At 39.6% G+C, this 20,070-nt stretch carries 18 protein-coding genes; all 18 read left to right on the top strand.

The window, feature by feature from the left end; all coding sequences use genetic code 11:
* Nucleotides 1-9 precede the first annotated feature (9 nt).
* The 18 genes from BR52_RS11390 (at nucleotide 10) to aroC (ending at nucleotide 20,068) form a co-directional block, all read left to right on the top strand.
* Nucleotides 10-624 carry a DUF624 domain-containing protein gene (locus BR52_RS11390; protein WP_034572882.1) on the top strand — a complete coding sequence of 205 codons (615 nt, stop codon included), beginning with the start codon at nucleotides 10-12 and terminating at the stop codon, nucleotides 622-624.
* Nucleotides 625-627: 3 nt separating this feature from the next.
* Nucleotides 628-1,599, top strand: a complete 972-nt coding sequence (locus BR52_RS11395) for a LacI family DNA-binding transcriptional regulator (protein WP_034572884.1) — start codon at nucleotides 628-630, stop codon at nucleotides 1,597-1,599.
* The gene (locus BR52_RS11400; protein ID WP_034572886.1) at nucleotides 1,599-2,543 is read left to right on the top strand and encodes an acetylxylan esterase; all 945 of its coding nucleotides are present in this window, start codon (nucleotides 1,599-1,601) and stop codon (nucleotides 2,541-2,543) included. The genes BR52_RS11395 and BR52_RS11400 overlap by 1 nt, the downstream gene beginning before the upstream one ends.
* On the top strand, nucleotides 2,521-2,751 hold the full coding sequence (locus BR52_RS11405) for a hypothetical protein (protein ID WP_034572888.1): 231 nt from the start codon (nucleotides 2,521-2,523) through the stop codon (nucleotides 2,749-2,751). Before BR52_RS11400 ends, BR52_RS11405 begins: the two co-directional genes overlap by 23 nt.
* 452 nt (nucleotides 2,752-3,203) lie before the next feature.
* Nucleotides 3,204-4,895, top strand: coding sequence for a dihydroxy-acid dehydratase (ilvD, locus tag BR52_RS11410; RefSeq protein ID WP_034572890.1), 1,692 nt, complete (start codon nucleotides 3,204-3,206; stop codon nucleotides 4,893-4,895).
* 16 nt (nucleotides 4,896-4,911) lie between these two features.
* Nucleotides 4,912-6,606: a biosynthetic-type acetolactate synthase large subunit gene (gene ilvB, locus BR52_RS11415; protein WP_034572892.1), complete on the top strand. Its 1,695-nt coding sequence runs from the start codon at nucleotides 4,912-4,914 to the stop codon at nucleotides 6,604-6,606.
* Nucleotides 6,607-7,104, top strand: a complete 498-nt coding sequence (gene ilvN, locus BR52_RS11420; protein ID WP_034572894.1) for an acetolactate synthase small subunit — start codon at nucleotides 6,607-6,609, stop codon at nucleotides 7,102-7,104.
* The gene (gene ilvC, locus BR52_RS11425; RefSeq protein WP_301969959.1) at nucleotides 7,101-8,138 is read left to right on the top strand and encodes a ketol-acid reductoisomerase; all 1,038 of its coding nucleotides are present in this window, start codon (nucleotides 7,101-7,103) and stop codon (nucleotides 8,136-8,138) included. The genes ilvN and ilvC overlap by 4 nt, the downstream gene beginning before the upstream one ends.
* Nucleotides 8,139-8,214: 76 nt before the next feature.
* Nucleotides 8,215-9,744 carry a 2-isopropylmalate synthase gene (locus BR52_RS11430; protein WP_034572898.1) on the top strand — a complete coding sequence of 510 codons (1,530 nt, stop codon included), beginning with the start codon at nucleotides 8,215-8,217 and terminating at the stop codon, nucleotides 9,742-9,744.
* Nucleotides 9,744-10,802: a 3-isopropylmalate dehydrogenase gene (leuB, locus tag BR52_RS11435; RefSeq protein ID WP_034572900.1), complete on the top strand. Its 1,059-nt coding sequence runs from the start codon at nucleotides 9,744-9,746 to the stop codon at nucleotides 10,800-10,802. The genes BR52_RS11430 and leuB overlap by 1 nt, the downstream gene beginning before the upstream one ends.
* Nucleotides 10,802-12,172, top strand: coding sequence for a 3-isopropylmalate dehydratase large subunit (gene leuC / locus BR52_RS11440; protein ID WP_034572902.1), 1,371 nt, complete (start codon nucleotides 10,802-10,804; stop codon nucleotides 12,170-12,172). The genes leuB and leuC overlap by 1 nt, the downstream gene beginning before the upstream one ends.
* A gap of 5 nt (nucleotides 12,173-12,177) precedes the next feature.
* Entirely contained in the window at nucleotides 12,178-12,768 is a 591-nt protein-coding gene (gene leuD / locus BR52_RS11445; RefSeq protein ID WP_034572904.1) for a 3-isopropylmalate dehydratase small subunit, read from the top strand.
* Nucleotides 12,769-12,782: 14 nt separating this feature from the next.
* Entirely contained in the window at nucleotides 12,783-14,042 is a 1,260-nt protein-coding gene (gene ilvA, locus BR52_RS11450; RefSeq protein WP_034572906.1) for a threonine ammonia-lyase IlvA, read from the top strand.
* Nucleotides 14,043-14,193: 151 nt separating this feature from the next.
* The gene (locus BR52_RS11455) at nucleotides 14,194-15,465 is read left to right on the top strand and encodes a murein hydrolase activator EnvC family protein (protein ID WP_034572908.1); all 1,272 of its coding nucleotides are present in this window, start codon (nucleotides 14,194-14,196) and stop codon (nucleotides 15,463-15,465) included.
* A 445-nt stretch (nucleotides 15,466-15,910) separates the two neighbouring features.
* Entirely contained in the window at nucleotides 15,911-16,765 is an 855-nt protein-coding gene (locus BR52_RS11460; protein WP_034572911.1) for a shikimate dehydrogenase, read from the top strand.
* Nucleotides 16,766-16,793: 28 nt separating this feature from the next.
* Entirely contained in the window at nucleotides 16,794-17,810 is a 1,017-nt protein-coding gene (gene aroF / locus BR52_RS11465; protein ID WP_034572913.1) for a 3-deoxy-7-phosphoheptulonate synthase, read from the top strand.
* A gap of 14 nt (nucleotides 17,811-17,824) precedes the next feature.
* Complete coding sequence (gene aroB / locus BR52_RS11470; RefSeq protein WP_034572916.1) at nucleotides 17,825-18,895, top strand: 3-dehydroquinate synthase; 1,071 nt, start codon at nucleotides 17,825-17,827, stop codon at nucleotides 18,893-18,895.
* Between the two features lie 6 nt (nucleotides 18,896-18,901).
* On the top strand, nucleotides 18,902-20,068 hold the full coding sequence (gene aroC, locus BR52_RS11475; RefSeq protein ID WP_034572918.1) for a chorismate synthase: 1,167 nt from the start codon (nucleotides 18,902-18,904) through the stop codon (nucleotides 20,066-20,068).
* Nucleotides 20,069-20,070 lie beyond the last annotated feature (2 nt).

A 20,070-nucleotide genomic window follows, 5' to 3' on the forward strand; every position in this document is an offset into this window, starting at 1 on the left:
AAACTGACCATGAATGATATCTTTAAATTAAATGGCCCGCTGTTTACCTTATTAAATCGAATCGCGAACTTAGCAATTCTAAATGTCTTGTTTATCCTTGCGTGTCTCCCAATTTTTACTATTGGTGCGGCGATAACAGCGCTATTTAGTGTGATTTATCGCTCGAATAAGGATGACCATTTGGCCATTGCCAAGGAGTTTTTTAAAGCTTTTCGAGAAAATTTTAAACAAAGCAGTTTGTTGTGGGGCATTCATTTAGTGATGATTTTACCTTATGTTGGTGTAACAGCCTACGTCATTCGTTCATTTCCAGTCTTTACGTTACCGATGGCAATTATCGGTTCAGTTTTAGCTCTCTATTTTATCGTACCCTATGCCTTACAAAGTCAGTTTAAAAATAGTGTGAAAGAAACAATGAAAAATGCGCTGTTGATTGTGTTTCGCTTTTTACCTTACGTGATGATGATGTTCTTAGTCGGCCTTGTCTTATTAGTGATTTTGCCGGTGTTTTATCGTCAGACATTCTACTTTGTCACCTTGTTTGGTTTTTCTGTTACAGCACAACTTCAACTTATTTTCTTTAAAAAAATCGTTACACAATTAGAACAATTAAAGGAGGGATGACAATTGGTTGGAATTAAAGACATTGCAAATCAAGCGGGAGTCTCTATTTCAACGGTTTCCTATGCGTTGAACAATAGTCCAAAAGTAAAAGAAGAAACACGGTCACGTATTATGAAAATTGCCGATGAGATGAACTACATTCCAAATATGGCAGGGCGGACATTGAAAAGGCAACAAACGAATTTGATTGGTGTTTATTTAACGAATTATGGAGGCTCATTTTATGGATCGCTCCTTGAAGGCGTAACTAAAACTCTTGGGAGACACGGTTACGATATGATTGTGTGTTCCGGAACAAAGTCCCATTTATTTTTACCAGAAAAATTAATTGATGGAGCCATTATTTTAGATGCTACTTTTCCAACAGCTGAAATCGAAAAATATGCTGAGCGAGAGCTGAATATCGTTGTATTGGATCGCGAACTAGAATCAGAAAAAGTCTGTCATGTCTTGTTAGATAATCAAGCAGGAACGACGTTAGCTTTAGATTATTTGTTAGCGCAAAGTCCAACGAAAACCTATATTGTAACGGGACCTGACCACACATATGACAGCAATATTCGGTTAGCGATTGCCAAGCAAGAACTGGAACGCTTTGAACATATTGAGTACGAGGTGCTGGAAGGAAACTTTACAAAAGAATCTGGAATGCGGGCAGCTAAAAAGATTGCGGAAAAAAATGAAAAAAACGTCGCTGTTTTTTGTTTAAATGACGAAATGGCCATCGGGATGTATGATTATTTAGCAAAAACCGACCTAGAAATTGGGAAGGATATTCGAATTATTGGTTTTGATCATTCGGAGGTCAGTCGTTATATCCAGCCTAGACTGGCTACTGTTGATTATTCGATGTACAAATGGGGCGCGGTTGCGGCAGAAAAAATATTAGCGTTGCTTGAGGGTACTCCTGCAAAAAGTGAGCGAATTTACACAACCTTGATTCGAGGGGAATCGGTGGAAGGAGTGCAAGATTAATGGTTTTTGAAAACTATTTACCCGAAATGACCCGCAAACCGGATTTTGAAGAATTTTGGAAACGAACCTTAAAAGAACTAGCTTCAGAAAAACTGGCTTTAAAATTAACCCCCTATGAATACCCGAGTGACTCGATTGAGATTTTTTCCATTCAATTCACAGGGTTATTTGGAGAAGTGTTAAATGGATGGTATCTTTTACCCAAAAATCGACAAGGGAAAGTTCCTTGCATGATTGACTATTTAGGGTATTTATCAGTTGTTGGAGAGCCGATTGGCCATTTACATTGGGCGTCATTAGGATTTGCAACTATTGTCATGGATGTTCGCGGACAAGGTGGGTTAACAGGAGATGCGCATCCATACCCAGTTCCATTACTACCAATGCCAATTACTCATGGATTACTCAATCGAGAAGTTTATTACCAACGAAGACTCTTCGCGGATGCGTTACGGTGTGTCGAAGCAGCAGAAGCTTTGCCTGAAATTGACAATAAGTTCATCAGCCTTACTGGAGCAAGTCAAGGAGGTGCCTTAGTAATGGCCACAGCTGCACTAGGCAAAGAACGAATTTTTGCTTCCTTTCCAGATGTTCCTAGCAGTTCAGATATAGCCACACGTATTCAAGAAGAAACAGGAAGTTTCAAAGCCATTGCGGACTATTTGCGTATGAATCCAGAAAATGAAACGGCTGTGCTAGATGTCCAAACTTATTTTGATACTATGAATTTAGCGGAATGGATTACCTGCCCCGTTTATGCCTCAGTAGCATTGAAAGACCCTGTTTGTCCTGCGAAAAATTATTTTGCTTCCTACAATCGAATTCAATCAAAAAAAACGATGACTTGTTATCCTTACAATGGCCATGAGGGTGGCGGACAAAAGCATTTGTTGAAGAAAATGAGGCTGGCTAAACAGTTGGTTGAAGAGAGAAGTAGATATTGAAACTGCAGGAAATAAACTAACCTTTCATGTTACGAATATCAGTGGTACTGGCGGAAGCTACACTCAATTTATTAAAGGCAATGATACAACAGAAATTATTGAGTTTGATGGAAATGCAAGTTTCCCAAACAACCCTACCAGAAAAGATACAGTTAGAAATTCAGATCATGTTATTATAAATACAGAAGAGTTGTGGAAAAATAATTAATTGATTTAGTAGACTTAAGAAACTATCAGTATACCGGTTTCTTGGGTCTTTTTATTTTGTTTTATAGTTGAATTTTTAGCGTGTCTTCAATTTTTTTTGATGTTATTTTATTAAAAAATAGTCTGGAAATTAAAAAATAATACTTGACATCCCATGAGATTAGAATTAGATTAGTAAATAAGAATTAGATTAAAAATAAATTAAAAAATAAATGGAGAACCCAAACGAAAAGGAGAATACAATGATGATGACTCAAACAACTAAAGCTAACCAAAAAACGCCAATGTTCCATTCAGTCATTACAATTTTATTACTTTAGAAGGGCTTTGAACACTGAAAAATCAGTAGTTTGAGTCCTGTTTGTGATTGCTAAACGGGATTCTTCGCTAAAAGCATCCCTACTTTATTGTATAGGGATGCTTTTTTTATTTTAAAGAAAAGGAGTGATAAGGATGCGTAGTGATACGATCAAAAAAGGAGTAGAACAAGCTCCAGCAAGAAGTTTATTGCATGCAACAGGTCAAATAAGAAGTTCGGGGGATATGGACAAACCGTTCATTGCAATTTGTAATTCTTATATTGATATTGTTCCAGGTCACGTTCATCTAAGAGAACTAGCAGATTTGGCAAAGGAAGCCATTCGTGAAGCTGGAGGAATTCCTTTTGAATTTAATACGATTGGAGTAGACGACGGAATTGCGATGGGACATATTGGGATGCGTTACTCCTTACCAAGCCGTGAAATTATTGCCGATGCTGCAGAAACAGTTATTAATGCCCATTGGTTTGACGGCGTCTTTTACATACCAAACTGTGACAAGATTACGCCAGGTATGCTATTAGCAGCTGTTCGAACGAATGTACCCGCTATTTTTTGTTCAGGAGGTCCCATGAAAGCAGGACTTTCTGCAACTGGTAAAGCATTGACACTCTCTTCTGTCTTTGAAGCGGTAGGAACCTTTAAAGAAGGCAAAATGTCGAAAGAAGAATTTCTAGATATGGAGGCAAATGCTTGTCCAACCTGTGGCTCTTGTGCGGGAATGTTTACGGCTAATTCAATGAATTGTCTGATGGAAATTCTTGGAATGGCAGTCCCTTTTAACGGAACAGCCTTAGCCATTTCAGATGAGCGTCGTGAGTTGGTGAGGCAATCAGCTTTTCATTTGATGGATTTAGTGAAAAATAATATCAAACCGAGAGACATCATTACAAAAGATGCCATTGATGACGCCTTTGCTTTAGACATGGCAATGGGAGGCTCAACTAACACTGTTTTACACACATTAGCCTTAGCCAATGAAGCAGAAATCGACTATGAACTAGAGCGAATCAATGAAATCGCAGCTCGTGTTCCTTATTTATCCAAAATTGCTCCCTCTTCTGCTTATTCAATGCACGATGTCCATGAAGCGGGTGGCGTACCTGCGATTATCAAAGAGCTAATTGATTTAGAAACGGCTATTCATCCCGATCGAATAACAGTAACAGGAAAAACACTTCGAGAAAATGCAGCGAACGCTAAGATTTTAAATACGGAGGTTATTCATCCAAAGGAAAATCCTTACAGCCCAGTTGGCGGTTTGTCCATGCTATTTGGCAATATTGCTCCAAAAGGCGCAACTATCAAGGTAGGTGGCGTTGATCCTTCTATCAAAGTTTTTAAGGGAAAAGCCATTTGTTTTTCCACTCATGATGAAGCAGTGGCAGCTATTGACGATCACCGCGTTACACGAGGACATGTAGTGGTGATTCGTTATGAAGGACCAAAGGGCGGTCCTGGAATGCCTGAAATGTTGGCGCCTACCTCATCTATTGTTGGGCGTGGTTTAGGAAAAGAGGTAGCTCTCATTACAGATGGTCGTTTTTCAGGAGCAACAAGAGGAATTGCGGTGGGACATATCTCGCCAGAAGCAGCAGCAGGTGGACCAATTAGTTTAATTGAAGATGGCGATGAAATTACCATTGATTTAGTTCAACGAAAAATTGATATGGCGGTTTCAGATGAAGAGCTAGAGCAACGGAAAAAACGAGTACCAAAGTTTAAGGCAAAAGTAAAAACCGGCTATTTAGCAAGATATACGGCTTTAGTCACTTCTGCTCATACCGGTGGGGTATTAAAAATTCCAGATGACTTATTAGATTAAATGAGAGGTGAATCCGATGGAATCGAATAAACAAGCAATGAAAAGTGGCGCAAAACTTTTAGTAGAGGCCTTAGAAAACCAACACGTAGATTTGATTTTTGGTTATCCTGGCGGAGCCGTTTTGCCTCTCTACGATGAATTTTATAAAAGTAACATTCCCCATATCCTAACCAGACATGAGCAAGGCGCAGTTCATGCAGCAGAAGGCTATGCACGTGTAACTGGAAAGCCTGGAGTGGTGGTAGTTACGAGTGGTCCGGGAGCGACGAATGCTTTGACAGGAATTGCAGATGCAATGAGCGATTCGATTCCTTTAGTTGTCTTTACAGGGCAAGTTCATCAGCCGGGAATTGGAAAAGATGCCTTTCAAGAAGCAGATATGATCGGCTTAACTACACCAATTACTAAATACAACTATCAAATTCGCGATGTAAAAGAATTGCCAAGAATTGTCAATGAAGCTTTTTATATCGCTTCAACCGGTCGCAAAGGTCCGGTAGTCATCGACATTCCTAAGGATATTGGAATCTTAACAACAGCCAACGTTCATCCCATTGACATAGAGTTGCCAGGTTATCATCCAGAATCTACTTTTAACGAGGATCAACTAAGCCGAGTGTTCCAGTTGTTAAAAAAAGCGAAGAAACCTTTGATTTTAGCTGGAGCGGGCATACATCATAGTGGAGCAGTAGAGGCGTTGCAAGAGTTTAGTCAGTATCATCAAATCCCTGTTTTAACAAGTTTATTAGGACTAGGAAGTATCCCCCATAACGATCTATTATTTTTAGGAATGGGCGGTATGCATGGTTCTTATGCAGCTAATATGGCGTTGTCTGAATGCGATGTGTTGCTTAATTTTGGGGCCCGTTTTGACGATCGTTTAGCAACGAAGCCAACTGAATTTGCACCTAATGCTGCAATTGTTCATGTTGATATTGATCCAGCTGAACTGGGAAAAGTCATTCAGACAGATGTTCCGATTCATGGTGATTGTCAAGAAGTCCTAACTCAATTGCTAACGATGCAGAAGGAACCACTTTTTCCTCAAGCAGAATGGCTTCGAACAAGTCAATTAAGAAAAACAAACTATCCTTATAAATACACAGATTCGACTGAGATTATCAAACCTCAAAAAGCGATTGAATTAATTGGAGAAATAACAAATGGTGAAGCAATTGTTACAACTGATGTAGGGCAACATCAAATGTGGGTTGCACAATTTTATCCATTTAAAGAACGTTATCAATTGGTCACAAGTGGTGGATTAGGAACGATGGGTTTTGGAATTCCAGCTGCAATTGGCGCACAGTTTGCCTATCCAGAAAAATTAGTCGTCTGCTTTGTAGGCGATGGAGGGTTTCAAATGACCAATCAAGAACTGGCTATTTTAAACGACTATCAGTTAAATGTTAAATTTATTATTTTAAACAATGGCGTTTTAGGAATGGTGAAACAATGGCAAGAAAAATTTCATGGCGAACGCTTTTCTCATTCGATATTTAATAGTCAACCCAATTTTGTAAAACTAGCAGATGCCTATGGTATTAAAGGAATTCAGCTAACGGCCCCCACAACCTTAGAAGCAGATTTGAAGGCTATCTTTAATGAAACGGGTCCTGCGGTCATCGATATTATTGTAGACAGCAACGAGTTGGTTTTGCCAATGGTAGCAGCAGGTCAACCCAATCATTGTATGGAAGGAGTGGAGTAAATGCGACGATTGATTACAGCTACAGTTAAAGATATGACCGGAGTGATGAATCGCTTTACAGGTGTATTTGCTAGAAGGCAATACAATGTATTAAGCATCGCTGTTGGAAAAACGATTGAAGCAGGTATTTCAAGAATCACCATTGTCGCAGCGATTCCAACGGAGGAAGATGCTAGACAAGTGGTTCAACAACTTAAGAAACAAATTGATGTTTTAAAGGTCAAAGATATTACGGATTGTTCTCATGTCGAGCGGGAATTGGTTTTATTGAAAGTGACCGCTCCACTCAAAAAACGTGCTGAAATCAACGCATTGATGGAACCCTTCCGTGGAACCGTGATTGATGTTGGAACAGAAAACATCGTCATTCAATTAGCAGGAACAAGTGAAAAAATAGAAGCCTTCATTGAACTAATTACTCCTTACGGTATTGAACAAATTGCACGAACAGGTGTTGCTGGTTTTACACGAAGTCCTAAAAATAATCAGGAATTATAGCACTACCCAATAAACTAAAAAACTTGGAGGTACAAAAAATGGCAAAAATATATTATGAAAATTCAGTAGCAACAGATGCGTTAACAGGTAAAAAAATTGCAGTGATTGGATACGGTTCGCAAGGACATGCTCATGCTCAAAATTTACAAGATACAGGTCATGAAGTTGTAATTGGCATTCGCGAAGGGGATTCCGCAGATAAAGCGAGAGCAGATGGATTTGAGGTGCTTTCAGTTGCCGAAGCAACGAAGCAAAGTGACGTAGTGATGATTTTATTACCAGATGAAAATCAAGGAAGTGTTTATGAAGCTGAAATCAAACCGAATTTAAAAGCAGGAGATGCGCTAGTCTTTGCTCATGGTTTTAATATTCATTTTGATGTTATTGAACCGCCAGCAGATGTAGATGTTTTCTTAGTAGCACCAAAAGGTCCAGGACATTTAGTACGTCGAACTTTTGTAGAAGGAGCAGCTGTTCCAGCATTGTTTGCAGTTTATCAAGATGCCACCGGAAATGCACGTGACTTAGCATTGTCCTATGCAAAAGGAATTGGGGCAACAAGAGCAGGTGTTTTAGAAACCACCTTTAAGGAAGAAACTGAAACGGATTTATTTGGTGAACAAGCCGTTCTTTGTGGCGGAGTGACGCGTTTAATTCAAGCGGGTTTTGAAACACTAGTGGAGGCAGGTTATCAACCAGAAGTAGCTTATTTTGAAGTGTTACATGAGATGAAATTAATTGTTGATTTGATGTATGAAGGTGGAATGGGTAAGATGCGCCATTCGATTTCCAATACGGCTGAATACGGGGATTATGTATCAGGCCCTCGTGTAGTGACGGAGGATGCGAAAACAGCAATGGGAGAGGTATTGGCAGATATTCAAAATGGAACGTTTGCAAAAGCCTTTACAGCAGATAACGCCAATGGATTTCCTGAATTTAAAGCGATGCGTGAAAAACAAAAGGGTCATCAGATTGAAGCAGTGGGGGCAACATTACGTGAAATGATGCCTTTTGTAAATCCAAAAAATTAAACTAAATAGCAGCACCTTTCTTTCAATTAAGGAAGAAGGGTGCTCCTTTATAAAAACAACGGAGGAGGAATTGGAAATGACAGAGATTCAATTTTTTGATACGACTTTGCGAGATGGCGAACAAACGCCAGGTGTTCATTTTGACCAAAACGAAAAAGTTCAAATTGCAAAACAACTTGAAAAATGGGGCGTAAATGTGATTGAAGCAGGATTCCCAATTGCTTCAAAAGGTGATTTTGAATCTGTACAAGCAATTGCTAGAGCTTTAAAAAAAGCGACTGTTTGTGGACTAGCTCGTTGCGTCAAGGAAGATATTGATTGTGCCTACGAAGCTCTTAAAGAAGCTTTTTCTTCACAAATACATATCTTTATAGCTACCAGTGACATTCATTTAAAATATAAGTTGAAAATGACTCAAACAGAAGTTTTAGAAACGATTCAAGAGCACGTTCGCTATGCAAAAGAGCGTTTTGAAGTTGTACAGTTTTCTCCAGAAGATGCCACTCGAACGGAATGGGGCTTTTTAGTCCAAGCAGTTCAAACGGCAATTGATGCAGGGGCTACGATTATTAATATTCCTGATACAGTAGGCTATACCAATCCGACTGAATTTGGCGCTCTTTTTCGTCATTTAAAAGAGCAGATTCTTCAATTTGATGAGGTGATTTTTTCAACCCACTGTCATGATGATTTAGGAATGTCTGTTGCCAATGCGCTTGCCGCAATTGAAAATGGTGCAAGGCGTGTCGAGGGAACTGTCAATGGAATTGGAGAACGTGCAGGCAATACCTCTTTAGAAGAAGTCGCTGTAGCATTGCATATTCGAAAGGACTACTATCAAGCTGACTCGACGATTGTTTTAAATGAAACCAAACGAACCAGTGAGTTGGTTAGTCGTTTATCCGGCATGATGGTACCTAAAAATAAAGCTGTAGTTGGAGGGAATGCGTATGCGCATGAGTCAGGAATCCATCAAGATGGTGTTTTGAAAAATCCTGACACCTATGAAATTATCACACCTTCTCTAGTAGGCGTAGAAAAGAATAGCTTGTCTCTTGGAAAACTATCCGGCCGACATGCATTCTTAACGCGTTTGGCAGAACTTGGTTATCACTTAGAAAAATCCGAAGCAAAAGGAGCTTTTCAGCGCTTTAAACAATTAGCCGACATGAAAAAGAACATTACAGAAGAGGATCTTCACGCTCTTGTGCTGAGTCAAGAAGTAGAAAAATCAGCTAAATACGAGCTGACTCATTTGCAGTTACAGTACGTTACTGGTGGCGTTCAAGGAGCCGTTTTAACCATCGTAACCGATGAAAAGGTCATCTTAGAAGATGCGGCTACAGGATCTGGGAGCATTGAGGCAATCTATAATACAATTAGCCGTTTATTGGGTCAAGAAGTGGAATTGACAGACTATCGAATTCAGTCAATCACTAATGGGAAAGATGCGCAGGCAGAAGTGCACGTTGCAGTCAAAGCACAAAATGGAGAGCTGTATCACGGAATAGGTATTGATTTCGATGTGTTGAATGCATCCGCAAAAGCGTATCTACAAGCATGCAGCAAAGTAAAAGAGCAAACTGAAAAAAGGGGGATAAATTAGTGGCATACCAAATTACAGCTTTGTCAGGAGACGGTATTGGTCCTGAGCTTATGGCGAGTGGCTTGCAGGTATTAAACCAAATAGGCGAACGATTTGAGCACCGTTTTACAATTCAAGAAAAACCCTTTGGAGGGATTGCCATTGAAGAACAAGGAAATCCGTTGCCAGCAGAAACGGTAACCGCTTGTCAGCAAGCAGATGCGATTTTATTAGGAGCAATTGGTGGCGAACAATGGCAAAATTCAGAAAATACGCCAGAAATGGGTCTGTTGCGATTACGAAAAGAACTGCGCTTATTTGCAAATTTACGCCCGATTACAGTTCCTAACAGCGTTGCTCACTTGTCGCCATTAAAAGCAGAAATAGTGACAGGAAGCGACTTTGTGGTAGTTCGTGAATTAACTGGGGGCTTGTATTTTGGAGAGCCAAAGGAGCTTCGGGAATTTGATGCAGTGGATACGCTTCACTATACAAAAAAGGAGATTGATCGAATTGTACGCTACGCTTTTGAACTGGCGATGACAAGACGGAAAAAAATCACTTCGGTAGATAAGGCAAACGTACTAGCCACCAGTAAATTATGGCGTCAGACGGTGGAGGAAATAAGAACTGATTTTCCAGAAGTAACGGTGGAACATTTATATGTTGATGCTGCTTCCATGCTGTTAATTCAACGCCCTACAGAATTTGATGTGTTGGTAACGGAAAACTTATTTGGAGATATTTTAAGTGACGAAGCCTCGGTTTTAACAGGATCGTTAGGTATGTTGCCTTCAGCGAGCCATAGTGTATCAGGCCCTTCTTTGTACGAGCCAATCCACGGTTCAGCCCCAGATATTGCAGGAAAGAATTGTGCCAATCCCATGTCGATGATTTTATCTGTCGCCTTAATGTTGCGACAAAGCTTTGGGTTACATGAGGAAGCAAATGCAATTGAACTAGCAGCGGACCAAATTATGCGGAACGGTTATCTAACAGCTGATTTAGGGGGAAGTACGACAACGACTGACTTTACAAAACAGTTGTGTAAAAAAATTCGTGAAGGAGGGAGCGACTAATGGGGAAAACCTTATTTGATAAGCTATGGGATCGACATGTGATTTACGGAGAAATCGGTGAGCCACAACTATTATATGTTGATTTGCATTTAATTCATGAAGTCACGTCTCCTCAAGGATTTGAAGGTCTTCGTTTGGCCAATCGAGGAGTTAGAAGACCAGATAAAACTTATGGGACATTGGATCACAATGTTCCAACCGAGGATATTTATCATATCCAAGATTTAGTTGCTAAGAAACAAATTGAAGCCCTCCAAAATAATTGTCGAGAATTTGGCATCACGTTGGCTGATAACGGCAGTGAAAATCAAGGGATTGTGCATATGGTTGGACCAGAAACGGGTCTAACACAGCCAGGGAAGGTAATCGTGTGTGGTGATTCCCATACAGCAACTCATGGAGCCTTTGGTGCTATCGGTTTTGGCATTGGAAGTAGTGAAGTGGAACATGTGTTGGCTACGCAAGCAATTTGGCAGCAAAAACCTAAATCAATGGGGATTGAAATTACGGGGAAATTGGCTAAAGGCGTCTATGCAAAGGATATCATTCTTCATTTAATCGCAACATACGGGGTTGCTTTTGGAACGGGGTATGCAGTAGAGTACTTTGGCGAAACAGTTCGTGGAATGACCATGGAAGAACGCATGACGATTTGCAATATGGCCATTGAAGGTGGCGCAAAAATGGGGATGATGGCGCCAGATCAAACCACATTTGATTACCTCGAAGGTCGAAGCTACGCACCCAAAAACTTTGCTAAAGCTGTGTCAGATTGGCAAACGTTAACGACTGATGCCGATGCACACTTTGATACATTACTACAGCTAGATGTGAGTGAATTAGCACCCTACGTGACGTGGGGAACGAATCCAGAAATGGGCGTGCCCTTTGGAACTGCTTTTCCTGCAAGTGAATCCATGAATCATGAACGAGCGTACGATTACATGGGGTTAAAACCAGGGCAAAAGGCAGAAGATATCCCTTTAGGTTACGTGTTTATAGGGTCGTGTACAAATGGAAGGTTATCAGACTTAAAAGAAGCCGCAAAACTAGTGGATGGAAAAACAGTGAAAGCGGAGATACGTGCCTTGGTTGTACCGGGATCGAGACAAGTAAAAAGAGCAGCTGAAAAAATAGGGTTGGATAAAATTTTTAAAAAAGCTGGTTTTGAATGGCGTGAGCCAGGATGTTCCATGTGTTTAGGAATGAATCCAGATCAAGTTCCTGCTGGGATACATTGTGCATCAACTTCGAATCGGAATTTTGAAGGGCGGCAAGGAAAAGGAGCTCGAACACACTTAGTTAGTCCCGCTATGGCAGCTGCAGCAGCTATTCACGGACATTTTATTGATATAAGACAGGAGGTGTGATGAAGATGGAGCCAATTAACAGACATTTTGGCACAACGGTTGCTTTAATGAATGATAACATTGATACCGATCAAATTATTCCCAAATCATTTTTAAAGCGAATTGAAAAAACAGGCTTTGGAGAATTTTTATTTGATGAGTGGCGCTATTTGCCTGACAGAACGCTAAATGAAGATTTTTCATTAAATGATCCAGATAGGCAAACTGCAACGATTTTAATTACGGGGGAAAACTTTGGATGTGGATCTTCTCGAGAACACGCAGCATGGGCATTGTTAGATTACCATTTTCGCGTCATTATTGCGGGAGGTTATAGTGATATTTTTTATATGAATTGTACAAAAAATGGCATCTTACCGATTGAACTGCCTAAAAAAGCAAGACAAGCATTAGCTACATTAAAAGGTCATCAAAAAATTGAAATTAATTTACAACAACAACTAGTGAAGAGTCCCGTTGGAGAGTACTCCTTTACGATTGACCCCGTTTGGAAACACAAACTGATTCATGGCTTAGACGATATTGCAGTGACCCTAGGAAGCCATCAAGAAGCATTAACGAATTATGAAAAGCAAGTTGACTTTAATTATCAATAGAAGGAGGTTACTTTGTGGAGAAATTTGTTACAAAAACAGAAATCGAGAAAGCTTATCAAGTCTTAAAGCCAATTGTAAAACAGACACCGTTAGAAAAAGATCTGTATCTTTCAAAAAAATACAATTGCAATGTTTACTTAAAAAGAGAAGACTTACAATGGGTCCGTTCATTTAAATTACGAGGTGCTTATTATGCCATTTCTCAACTCTCAAAAGAGCAGATGAAACAAGGTGTAACCTGTGCGAGTGCTGGAAATCATGCACAAGGAGTCGCTTATACTTGTGCTACATTAGCAATACCAGCAACTATTTTTATGCCTACAACGACTTCAGCTCAGAAAATTTCCCAAGTAGAATTTTTTGGTGGAGAAATGGTAAAAGTTGTGTTAACAGGAGATACATTCGATGAATCAGCCTTTGCAGCGAGCGCTTTTTCAAAAGAAAAAGGGTCTGTATTTATTCATCCATTTGATGATCCAGCGATTATAGCAGGTCAAGGAACAGTGGGGGTGGAAATCAATACAGATTTAGATAAAGCTGGAATCAAAGCCGATTATTTATTGGCTGCAGTTGGTGGAGGAGGCCTTATTTCAGGTCTGCTCAGTTACTTTAAAGAGGTAAGCTCAACTACTAAAGTCATTGGAGTTGAACCTTCCGGTGCTGCTTCAATGGAGCTATCATTAGCTCAAGGGAGTGTTACGACTTTATCAGAAATCGATAAGTTCGTAGATGGCGCAGCAGTTGGAAAAGTAGGGCAGTTAAATTACCAACATTGTAAAAAATGGATTTATAAAATGATAAGCGTTGAAGAAGGTGCAGTCTGTTCAACGATTTTAGATTTATATACAAAGCAAGCGATTGTTGCGGAGCCGGCAGGAGCATTATCGGTTGCAGCATTAGAAGCGATGAAGGAAGAACTAGTTGGTAAAACAGTGGTTTGTGTGATTAGTGGAGGGAACAATGACATTAATCGAATGCAAGAGATTGAAGAGCGGTCATTGTTATTTGAAGGACTAAAGCATTACTTTTTAGTGAATTTCCCACAAAGACCAGGTGCCTTGAAAGAATTTGTGAACGTTGTACTAGGACCAAATGATGATATTACAAAATTTGAATACACGAAAAAAGTAAATCGAGGAAGTGGTCCTGTTATCATCGGAATTCTCTTAAAAGAGAAGAGTGACGCTTCTGAACTCGAGGAACGTGTAAGAAGTTTTGATTCGTCGTATCTTTCAATTAATAAAAATCCCATGCTATATACGTTATTGGTATAGTGTAACTATTTACTATATTACAGTAAGTAATTTTTTTGTCACTGAAACGAAAATTATTAAGCTGCTTTTTTGTGCTATACTCAGTTCATACAAAACAAACATTATGAATAAAAAAAATATAGATATGAAGAGAAAAGCGGAGGAAACAGCAGTGAATAAAAAAATGACCCAATTAGCCGTTTTAACAGTGCTATTAGCTAGCCCAGTTGTTTCAACTATTGCAGTTCATGCAGAAACAATTGATACAAAAATCGAAGAACAAGATAAAAAAATCGATACATTAAAAAGTCAAACAAAATTAACTCAAGATGATTTAGTGAAAATAGAAGATACTGTATCAAAAAATGAAGACAAATCAAAACAAATTTTAACAGATATCCAAAATACACAAAATGATGTGGATCGTTTAGCCAAAGAAAATATGAAGCTAACTAAAAAAATTGAGCAACGCAACGATCAATTAAAAGAGCAAGCCCGCTCTGTTCAAGTCAATGGCGCATCTGAAAATTACATTGAATTTGTGATTTCAGCCGAGTCTTTATCGGATGTTATTGGACGAATTGACGTGGTAAGCCAAGTCGTTTCAGCGAATCGCAATATGGTAAAACAACAAGCTGAAGATAAAGCTAAAGTTGCAGCTCAAGAAAAAGAAGAGTCAAAAAAAGTGAATGAGCAAAAAACATTAGCGCAAGAATTATCAGAAACACAAAGCAAGTTGCAACAACAAAAATTAGAAAAAGAAACAATCGTAGCTCAATTAGCAGCTGATACATCAACTGCCGAAGGGGATAAACAAACCTTCTTAGCTCAAAAAGTTGCAGCTGAAAAACAAGCCGAGGACTTTAGAATTGCTAAATTAGCAGCCGACAAACAAGCGCAAGAAAATGCCGCAGCTCAAAAAGCTGTTGCTGAAGAAGCTGCAAAAGCAAATGTTAAAACACCGGCTGTAGCAGCACCAACAAATACAACTACGAATAACAACAACCAAGGCTCATCTTCAACGCCTGTTGGTGGCGGAGCATATGGAATGCCTGTTAATAGCCCAGTGTCATCGTCTTATGGACCTCGTTCTGGTTACGACCAAAACGGTTTCCACAAAGGAATTGATTTTGCAAGCCCAGTTGGAACTCCAGTCCACGCCTCATTAGATGGAGTGGTTGTCATTGCACAACAAGACGGAATGCCTGTATCAGGTTATGGTATCGCAACAGTTATCAAACACGACAACGGGACATGGACGCTGTATGCTCACCAATCTTCTCAATCAGTTCGTGTAGGTGATCGTGTCACAAAAGGACAAGTTATTGGTGCAACTGGCGCAACGGGACAAGTTGATGGACCACATTTACATTTTGAAATCCGCACAGCGCAAAATGGCGGAATGGGAAATGTTGTCAACCCAGCACCTTTATTAGGACTATAATCAATTAGATTAAGTCCTAATAAAAAAGCTTTTTCAATTAACAGTTGACAAACCTAAAAATCTTTTCTATACTTGTAACAATTCAAAAATTTAGTTATGGAGTGAGTGACATGAGTTTAACTAACAATACTAATAAACAATTAAATAATCGTTACTTTAGCTATTTTAGATAAGTTTGTAGTCATGAAACTCATGGGTGCAGACAACGCAAACTTGTTTGTATCTATGATGGCTAGAGAATTTTAAGTTGACCAAATTCGCCACATAGATTTCGAAAAAATCTATGTGGCTTTAATAGTTCAGTGATGACGATTCTGTTCATCCGTTAGCATCCACTTTAGATTTTTGACAAATCTAAAGTGGATGCTTTTTTATTGGCATTTTGATCTAAAAATCACTAATCCAAACTGAATTCAAGAAAACTTATCCAAAGGAGGAGCACTAAATGGCAGAAAGAATCACAGGAAAAACAGAACTAATTGGCTTATTTGCAACACCGATTCGTCATAGTATTTCTCCGCAAATGCATAATGAAGCTTTTCAACGTTTACAGTTGGATTATGCGTATCTAGCTTTTGAAGTTGGACAAGAACAACTTCCATCCGCAATTCAATCTATCAAAACACTCGGAATGAGAGGCGCTAACTTATCAATGCCAAATAAGCAACTGGCATGTCACTATATGGATTATCTTTCCCCAGCAGCAAAACTGGCGGGAGCAATCAATACAATTGTCAACGACAATGGAGTATTAACAGGACATATAACCGATGGAACAGGTTTTATGAGTGGTTTGCTACAAGAAGGAATTCAAATTATAGGGAAAAAAATGACTCTACTTGGAGCAGGAGGTGCGGCAACTGCTATCTGCATTCAAGCAGCGTTAGACGGTGTGTCATCAATTGCAATCTTTGACCGTTATCCAGAAAAATATAAAGAAAAAATTGCGACTATCAAAAAAGAAACGAATTGTACTATTCAGATTTATGACTTAGCAGATTCGGATAAATTACACATTGAAGTGAGAAACAGTGCAATTTTGGTCAATGCTACAAACGTAGGCATGAAGCCATTAGAAAATGAAACCCCCATTCATGATACAAGTGTATTTAGAAAAGATTTAGTGGTGGTAGATGTTATCTATACTCCAAGAGAAACCATAATGCTTAAGCAAGCAAGAGAGGCGGGTTGCCAAACGTTAAACGGTTTAGGGATGTTGCTTTGGCAAGGAGCTGCAGCATTTCAATTATGGACAGGAAAAGAAATGCCGGTTGCTGAAATCAAAGAGTTATTATTTTAACTAAAAACAATTAATGGAGGAACAGATAATGATTATTACAATGAAAGCAGAAGCAACACAAGAAGAGATTCAAGCGGTGATTAAAAAAGTTGAAGAAGAAGGCTTAGCAATTCAACTGAATGAAGGGTTAGAAAAACTTGTTATCAGCGTTATTGGTGACACAACGAAAATTCAAGAAGCACTATTTGAAGCCTGCGATGGTGTTGAAAATGCAGAGAAAATTTCATCCACTTACAAATTAACAAGCCGTGAATTCCACCCAAGTTCAACCGTAATTGACGTTGACGGTATTAAAATTGGAGATGGTCATTTTGTTACAATGGCAGGTCCTTGTTCGGTAGAATCTAGAGAGCAAATTATCGAAACTGCAAAAATTGCTAAAGCAGGAGGCGCTCAATTTTTACGTGGAGGTGCCTTTAAACCAAGAACATCGCCATATGCCTTCCAAGGGCTAGAAGAAGAAGGCTTGAAATACATGCGTGAAGCTGCAGATTTAACTGGATTAAAAGTAATTACCGAAGTAATGGATATTGAAAATTTACCATTAGTAGCAAAATACGCAGATATGCTTCAAATTGGTGCCCGAAATATGCAAAATTTCCAATTGTTACGTGCTGTAGGAAAAACGGGAATGCCTATCGCGCTAAAACGTGGCATTTCAGGTACGATAGATGAGTGGATTCATGCGGCTGAATACATTGCCAATGAAGGAAACTTTAATATTCTGTTTGTTGAACGTGGCATTCGTTCATACGAAACTTACACTCGAAATACCTTTGACTTAAGTGCAGTGCCAGCGATTAAAAAATTAAGTCATTTTCCAATTATGGTAGATCCAAGTCACGGAACAGGTCGCTGGGAAATGATAGAGTCAATGTCATTAGCTGGAATAGCTGCTGGAGCCGATGCTTTGATTGTGGAAATTCATCCAGATCCAGCTAACGCATTATCTGATGGGCCGCAGTCGCTAACTCCTGAAAACTACGAAAAAATGATGAAAAAAGTAACAAAATTAACAGCGTTCATGAAAGAAATCGACGAATAGGAAGTGGACAACTCATGGAAATCAATGTAAATTTACCCGACCATCGCTACACACTTACCATTGAAAAGGGCTTGCTACAAGATGTTGGCAATTGGGTCAAAAAAAAATGGCAGCCGCAACGTATTGTGGTGGTGACAGATGAAACCGTTGAGGCATTATATGGAGAAACGGTAATCACGAGCTTAACTAAAGCAGGTTTTAAAGCTCATTTAGCCGTTGTACAACCGGGAGAAACGAGTAAAAGCTTAACTGTAGCAGAAGCATTATATGGTGCGTTTCTAGATGCTGGACTAACCCGTACCGATGGTGTGATTGCGTTGGGCGGTGGAGTAATTGGAGATTTAACAGGTTTCGTTGCGTCTACTTACTTGCGAGGGGTGCATTTTATGCAAATTCCAACGACGCTATTAGCACAAGTCGATAGCAGCATTGGAGGCAAAACCGCGGTTAATCTACCTCAGGGGAAAAATTTGATCGGCACCTTTGCTCAACCTGATGGGGTTTTAATTGATCCCATGACATTGAATACTTTAGAGCCACGCCGAATTCGTGAAGGCATTGCTGAAATAGTGAAAATGGCTGCGATAGCGGATTATGAACTTTGGACACTACTAGCGAGTCTAAAAGATGAGGCAGAGCTAGTTGCTCACAGCGTAGAAGTTATTGCTGCGTGTTGTGAAATCAAGCGAAAAGTAGTAGAAGAAGACGAATTTGATACTGGAAATCGTTTGTTACTAAACTTTGGGCACACGATTGGCCATGGCATTGAGCAAGTTGCAGGGTATGGCATCTGCACACATGGAGAAGCCGTTGCTATTGGAATGGTTCAAATGAACACCATTACCGAAAAAAAAGGACTCACAGCAGTTGGCACAACGCAGCAATTAAAGGATATGTTGGATAAATTTCATTTGCCACTTAGCTGGGAACCGTGGGAGCCTGAAAAATTATTAAAAGCAATGAACCACGATAAAAAAGCAACAGGCGATACTTTACGGATTATCTATTTAGAAGAGATTGGAAAAGCCAGTTTGAAGCGCATTTCAACAAATGAATTATCAGCTTATTTAATCAAAGGGGAGTGACAGAAAATGAGATATTTAACAGCAGGGGAATCACACGGACCAGAACTAACAGCTATTATTGAAGGCTTGCCAGCCGGAATGCCGCTTTTAAAAGAAGATATTGATAAAGAATTAAAACGTCGTCAACAAGGGTACGGACGTGGCGGACGAATGAAAATTGAAAAGGATCAAGCAAGAATCACTGCTGGTATCAGACATGGACGAACTATGGGCTCGCCTGTTTCATTAGCCGTTGAAAATAAAGATTGGAAACACTGGGAAACCGTTATGAGCATTGAACCAATTGACGAAAAAAAAGTGGGCATGCGTCGTGTATCAAAACCCCGTCCAGGACATGCAGATTTGGTTGGTGGCATGAAATATGGACACCGCGATTTACGAAATGTATTAGAGCGATCAAGCGCTAGAGAAACCACTGTTCGAGTAGCAGTAGGTGCGATTGCAAAAAAATTATTGCATGAACTTGGTATCGAAGTCGTTGGACATGTGCTAGAAATTGGTGGCGTTCGTGCAGAGCTTGGAAAGAGCTATACAACAGCTGAAATCAAAGAGCTATCAGAGAATTCACCAGTGCGTTGTTTAGATAAAGAGGTAGAACAACAAATGATGACGAAAATTGACGAAGCTAAAAAAGCGGGAGACACAATCGGTGGCGTTGTTGAAGTCGTTGTTGGTGGTGTGCCAGCAGGGTTAGGAAGCTATGTACAATGGGATAAAAAATTAGACGCTAAAATTGCGCGTGCCGTAGTGAGTATCAACGCATTTAAAGGTGCAGAATTTGGTGTGGGCTTTGAAGCTGCAAGAAGACCAGGCAGCCAAGTGATGGATGCAATTGAATGGGATGAAAAAACAGGCTATACAAGAACGACGAATAACTTGGGCGGATTTGAAGGAGGTATGACCAACGGTATGCCAATTGTGGTACGTGGTGTAATGAAGCCAATTCCTACCTTATATAAACCATTACCAAGTGTCGATATTGATTCAAAAGAAACCTTTAAAGCAGATATTGAACGTTCAGATAGTTGTGCAGTTCCAGCTGCGAGTGTTGTCGCAGAAGCCGTTGTGGCATGGGAAGTTGCAGAAGCATTATTAGATAAATTTGACGGAGATTCATTTAAGCGTCTAAAAGAAGAATTAGCTGAATACCGTGAATACATCAAGAATTTTTAATT

It is taken from the genome of Carnobacterium divergens DSM 20623, from assembly GCF_000744255.1.
Taxonomy (GTDB): Bacteria; Bacillota; Bacilli; order Lactobacillales; family Carnobacteriaceae; genus Carnobacterium; species Carnobacterium divergens.

What these genes read in the sequence shown, in the direction of transcription:
- BR52_RS11390 (WP_034572882.1), top strand. Translation starts at nt 10, where the DNA reads ATGAATGATATCTTTAAATTAAATGGCCCGCTGTTTACCTTATTAAAT.
- BR52_RS11400 (WP_034572886.1), top strand. Translation starts at nt 1,599, where the DNA reads ATGGTTTTTGAAAACTATTTACCCGAAATGACCCGCAAACCGGATTTT.
- ilvD (WP_034572890.1), top strand. Translation starts at nt 3,204, where the DNA reads ATGCGTAGTGATACGATCAAAAAAGGAGTAGAACAAGCTCCAGCAAGA.
- ilvB (WP_034572892.1), top strand. Translation starts at nt 4,912, where the DNA reads ATGGAATCGAATAAACAAGCAATGAAAAGTGGCGCAAAACTTTTAGTA.
- ilvN (WP_034572894.1), top strand. Translation starts at nt 6,607, where the DNA reads ATGCGACGATTGATTACAGCTACAGTTAAAGATATGACCGGAGTGATG.
- BR52_RS11430 (WP_034572898.1), top strand. Translation starts at nt 8,215, where the DNA reads ATGACAGAGATTCAATTTTTTGATACGACTTTGCGAGATGGCGAACAA.
- leuC (WP_034572902.1), top strand. Translation starts at nt 10,802, where the DNA reads ATGGGGAAAACCTTATTTGATAAGCTATGGGATCGACATGTGATTTAC.
- leuD (WP_034572904.1), top strand. Translation starts at nt 12,178, where the DNA reads ATGGAGCCAATTAACAGACATTTTGGCACAACGGTTGCTTTAATGAAT.
- BR52_RS11460 (WP_034572911.1), top strand. Translation starts at nt 15,911, where the DNA reads ATGGCAGAAAGAATCACAGGAAAAACAGAACTAATTGGCTTATTTGCA.
- aroF (WP_034572913.1), top strand. Translation starts at nt 16,794, where the DNA reads ATGATTATTACAATGAAAGCAGAAGCAACACAAGAAGAGATTCAAGCG.
- aroB (WP_034572916.1), top strand. Translation starts at nt 17,825, where the DNA reads ATGGAAATCAATGTAAATTTACCCGACCATCGCTACACACTTACCATT.
- aroC (WP_034572918.1), top strand. Translation starts at nt 18,902, where the DNA reads ATGAGATATTTAACAGCAGGGGAATCACACGGACCAGAACTAACAGCT.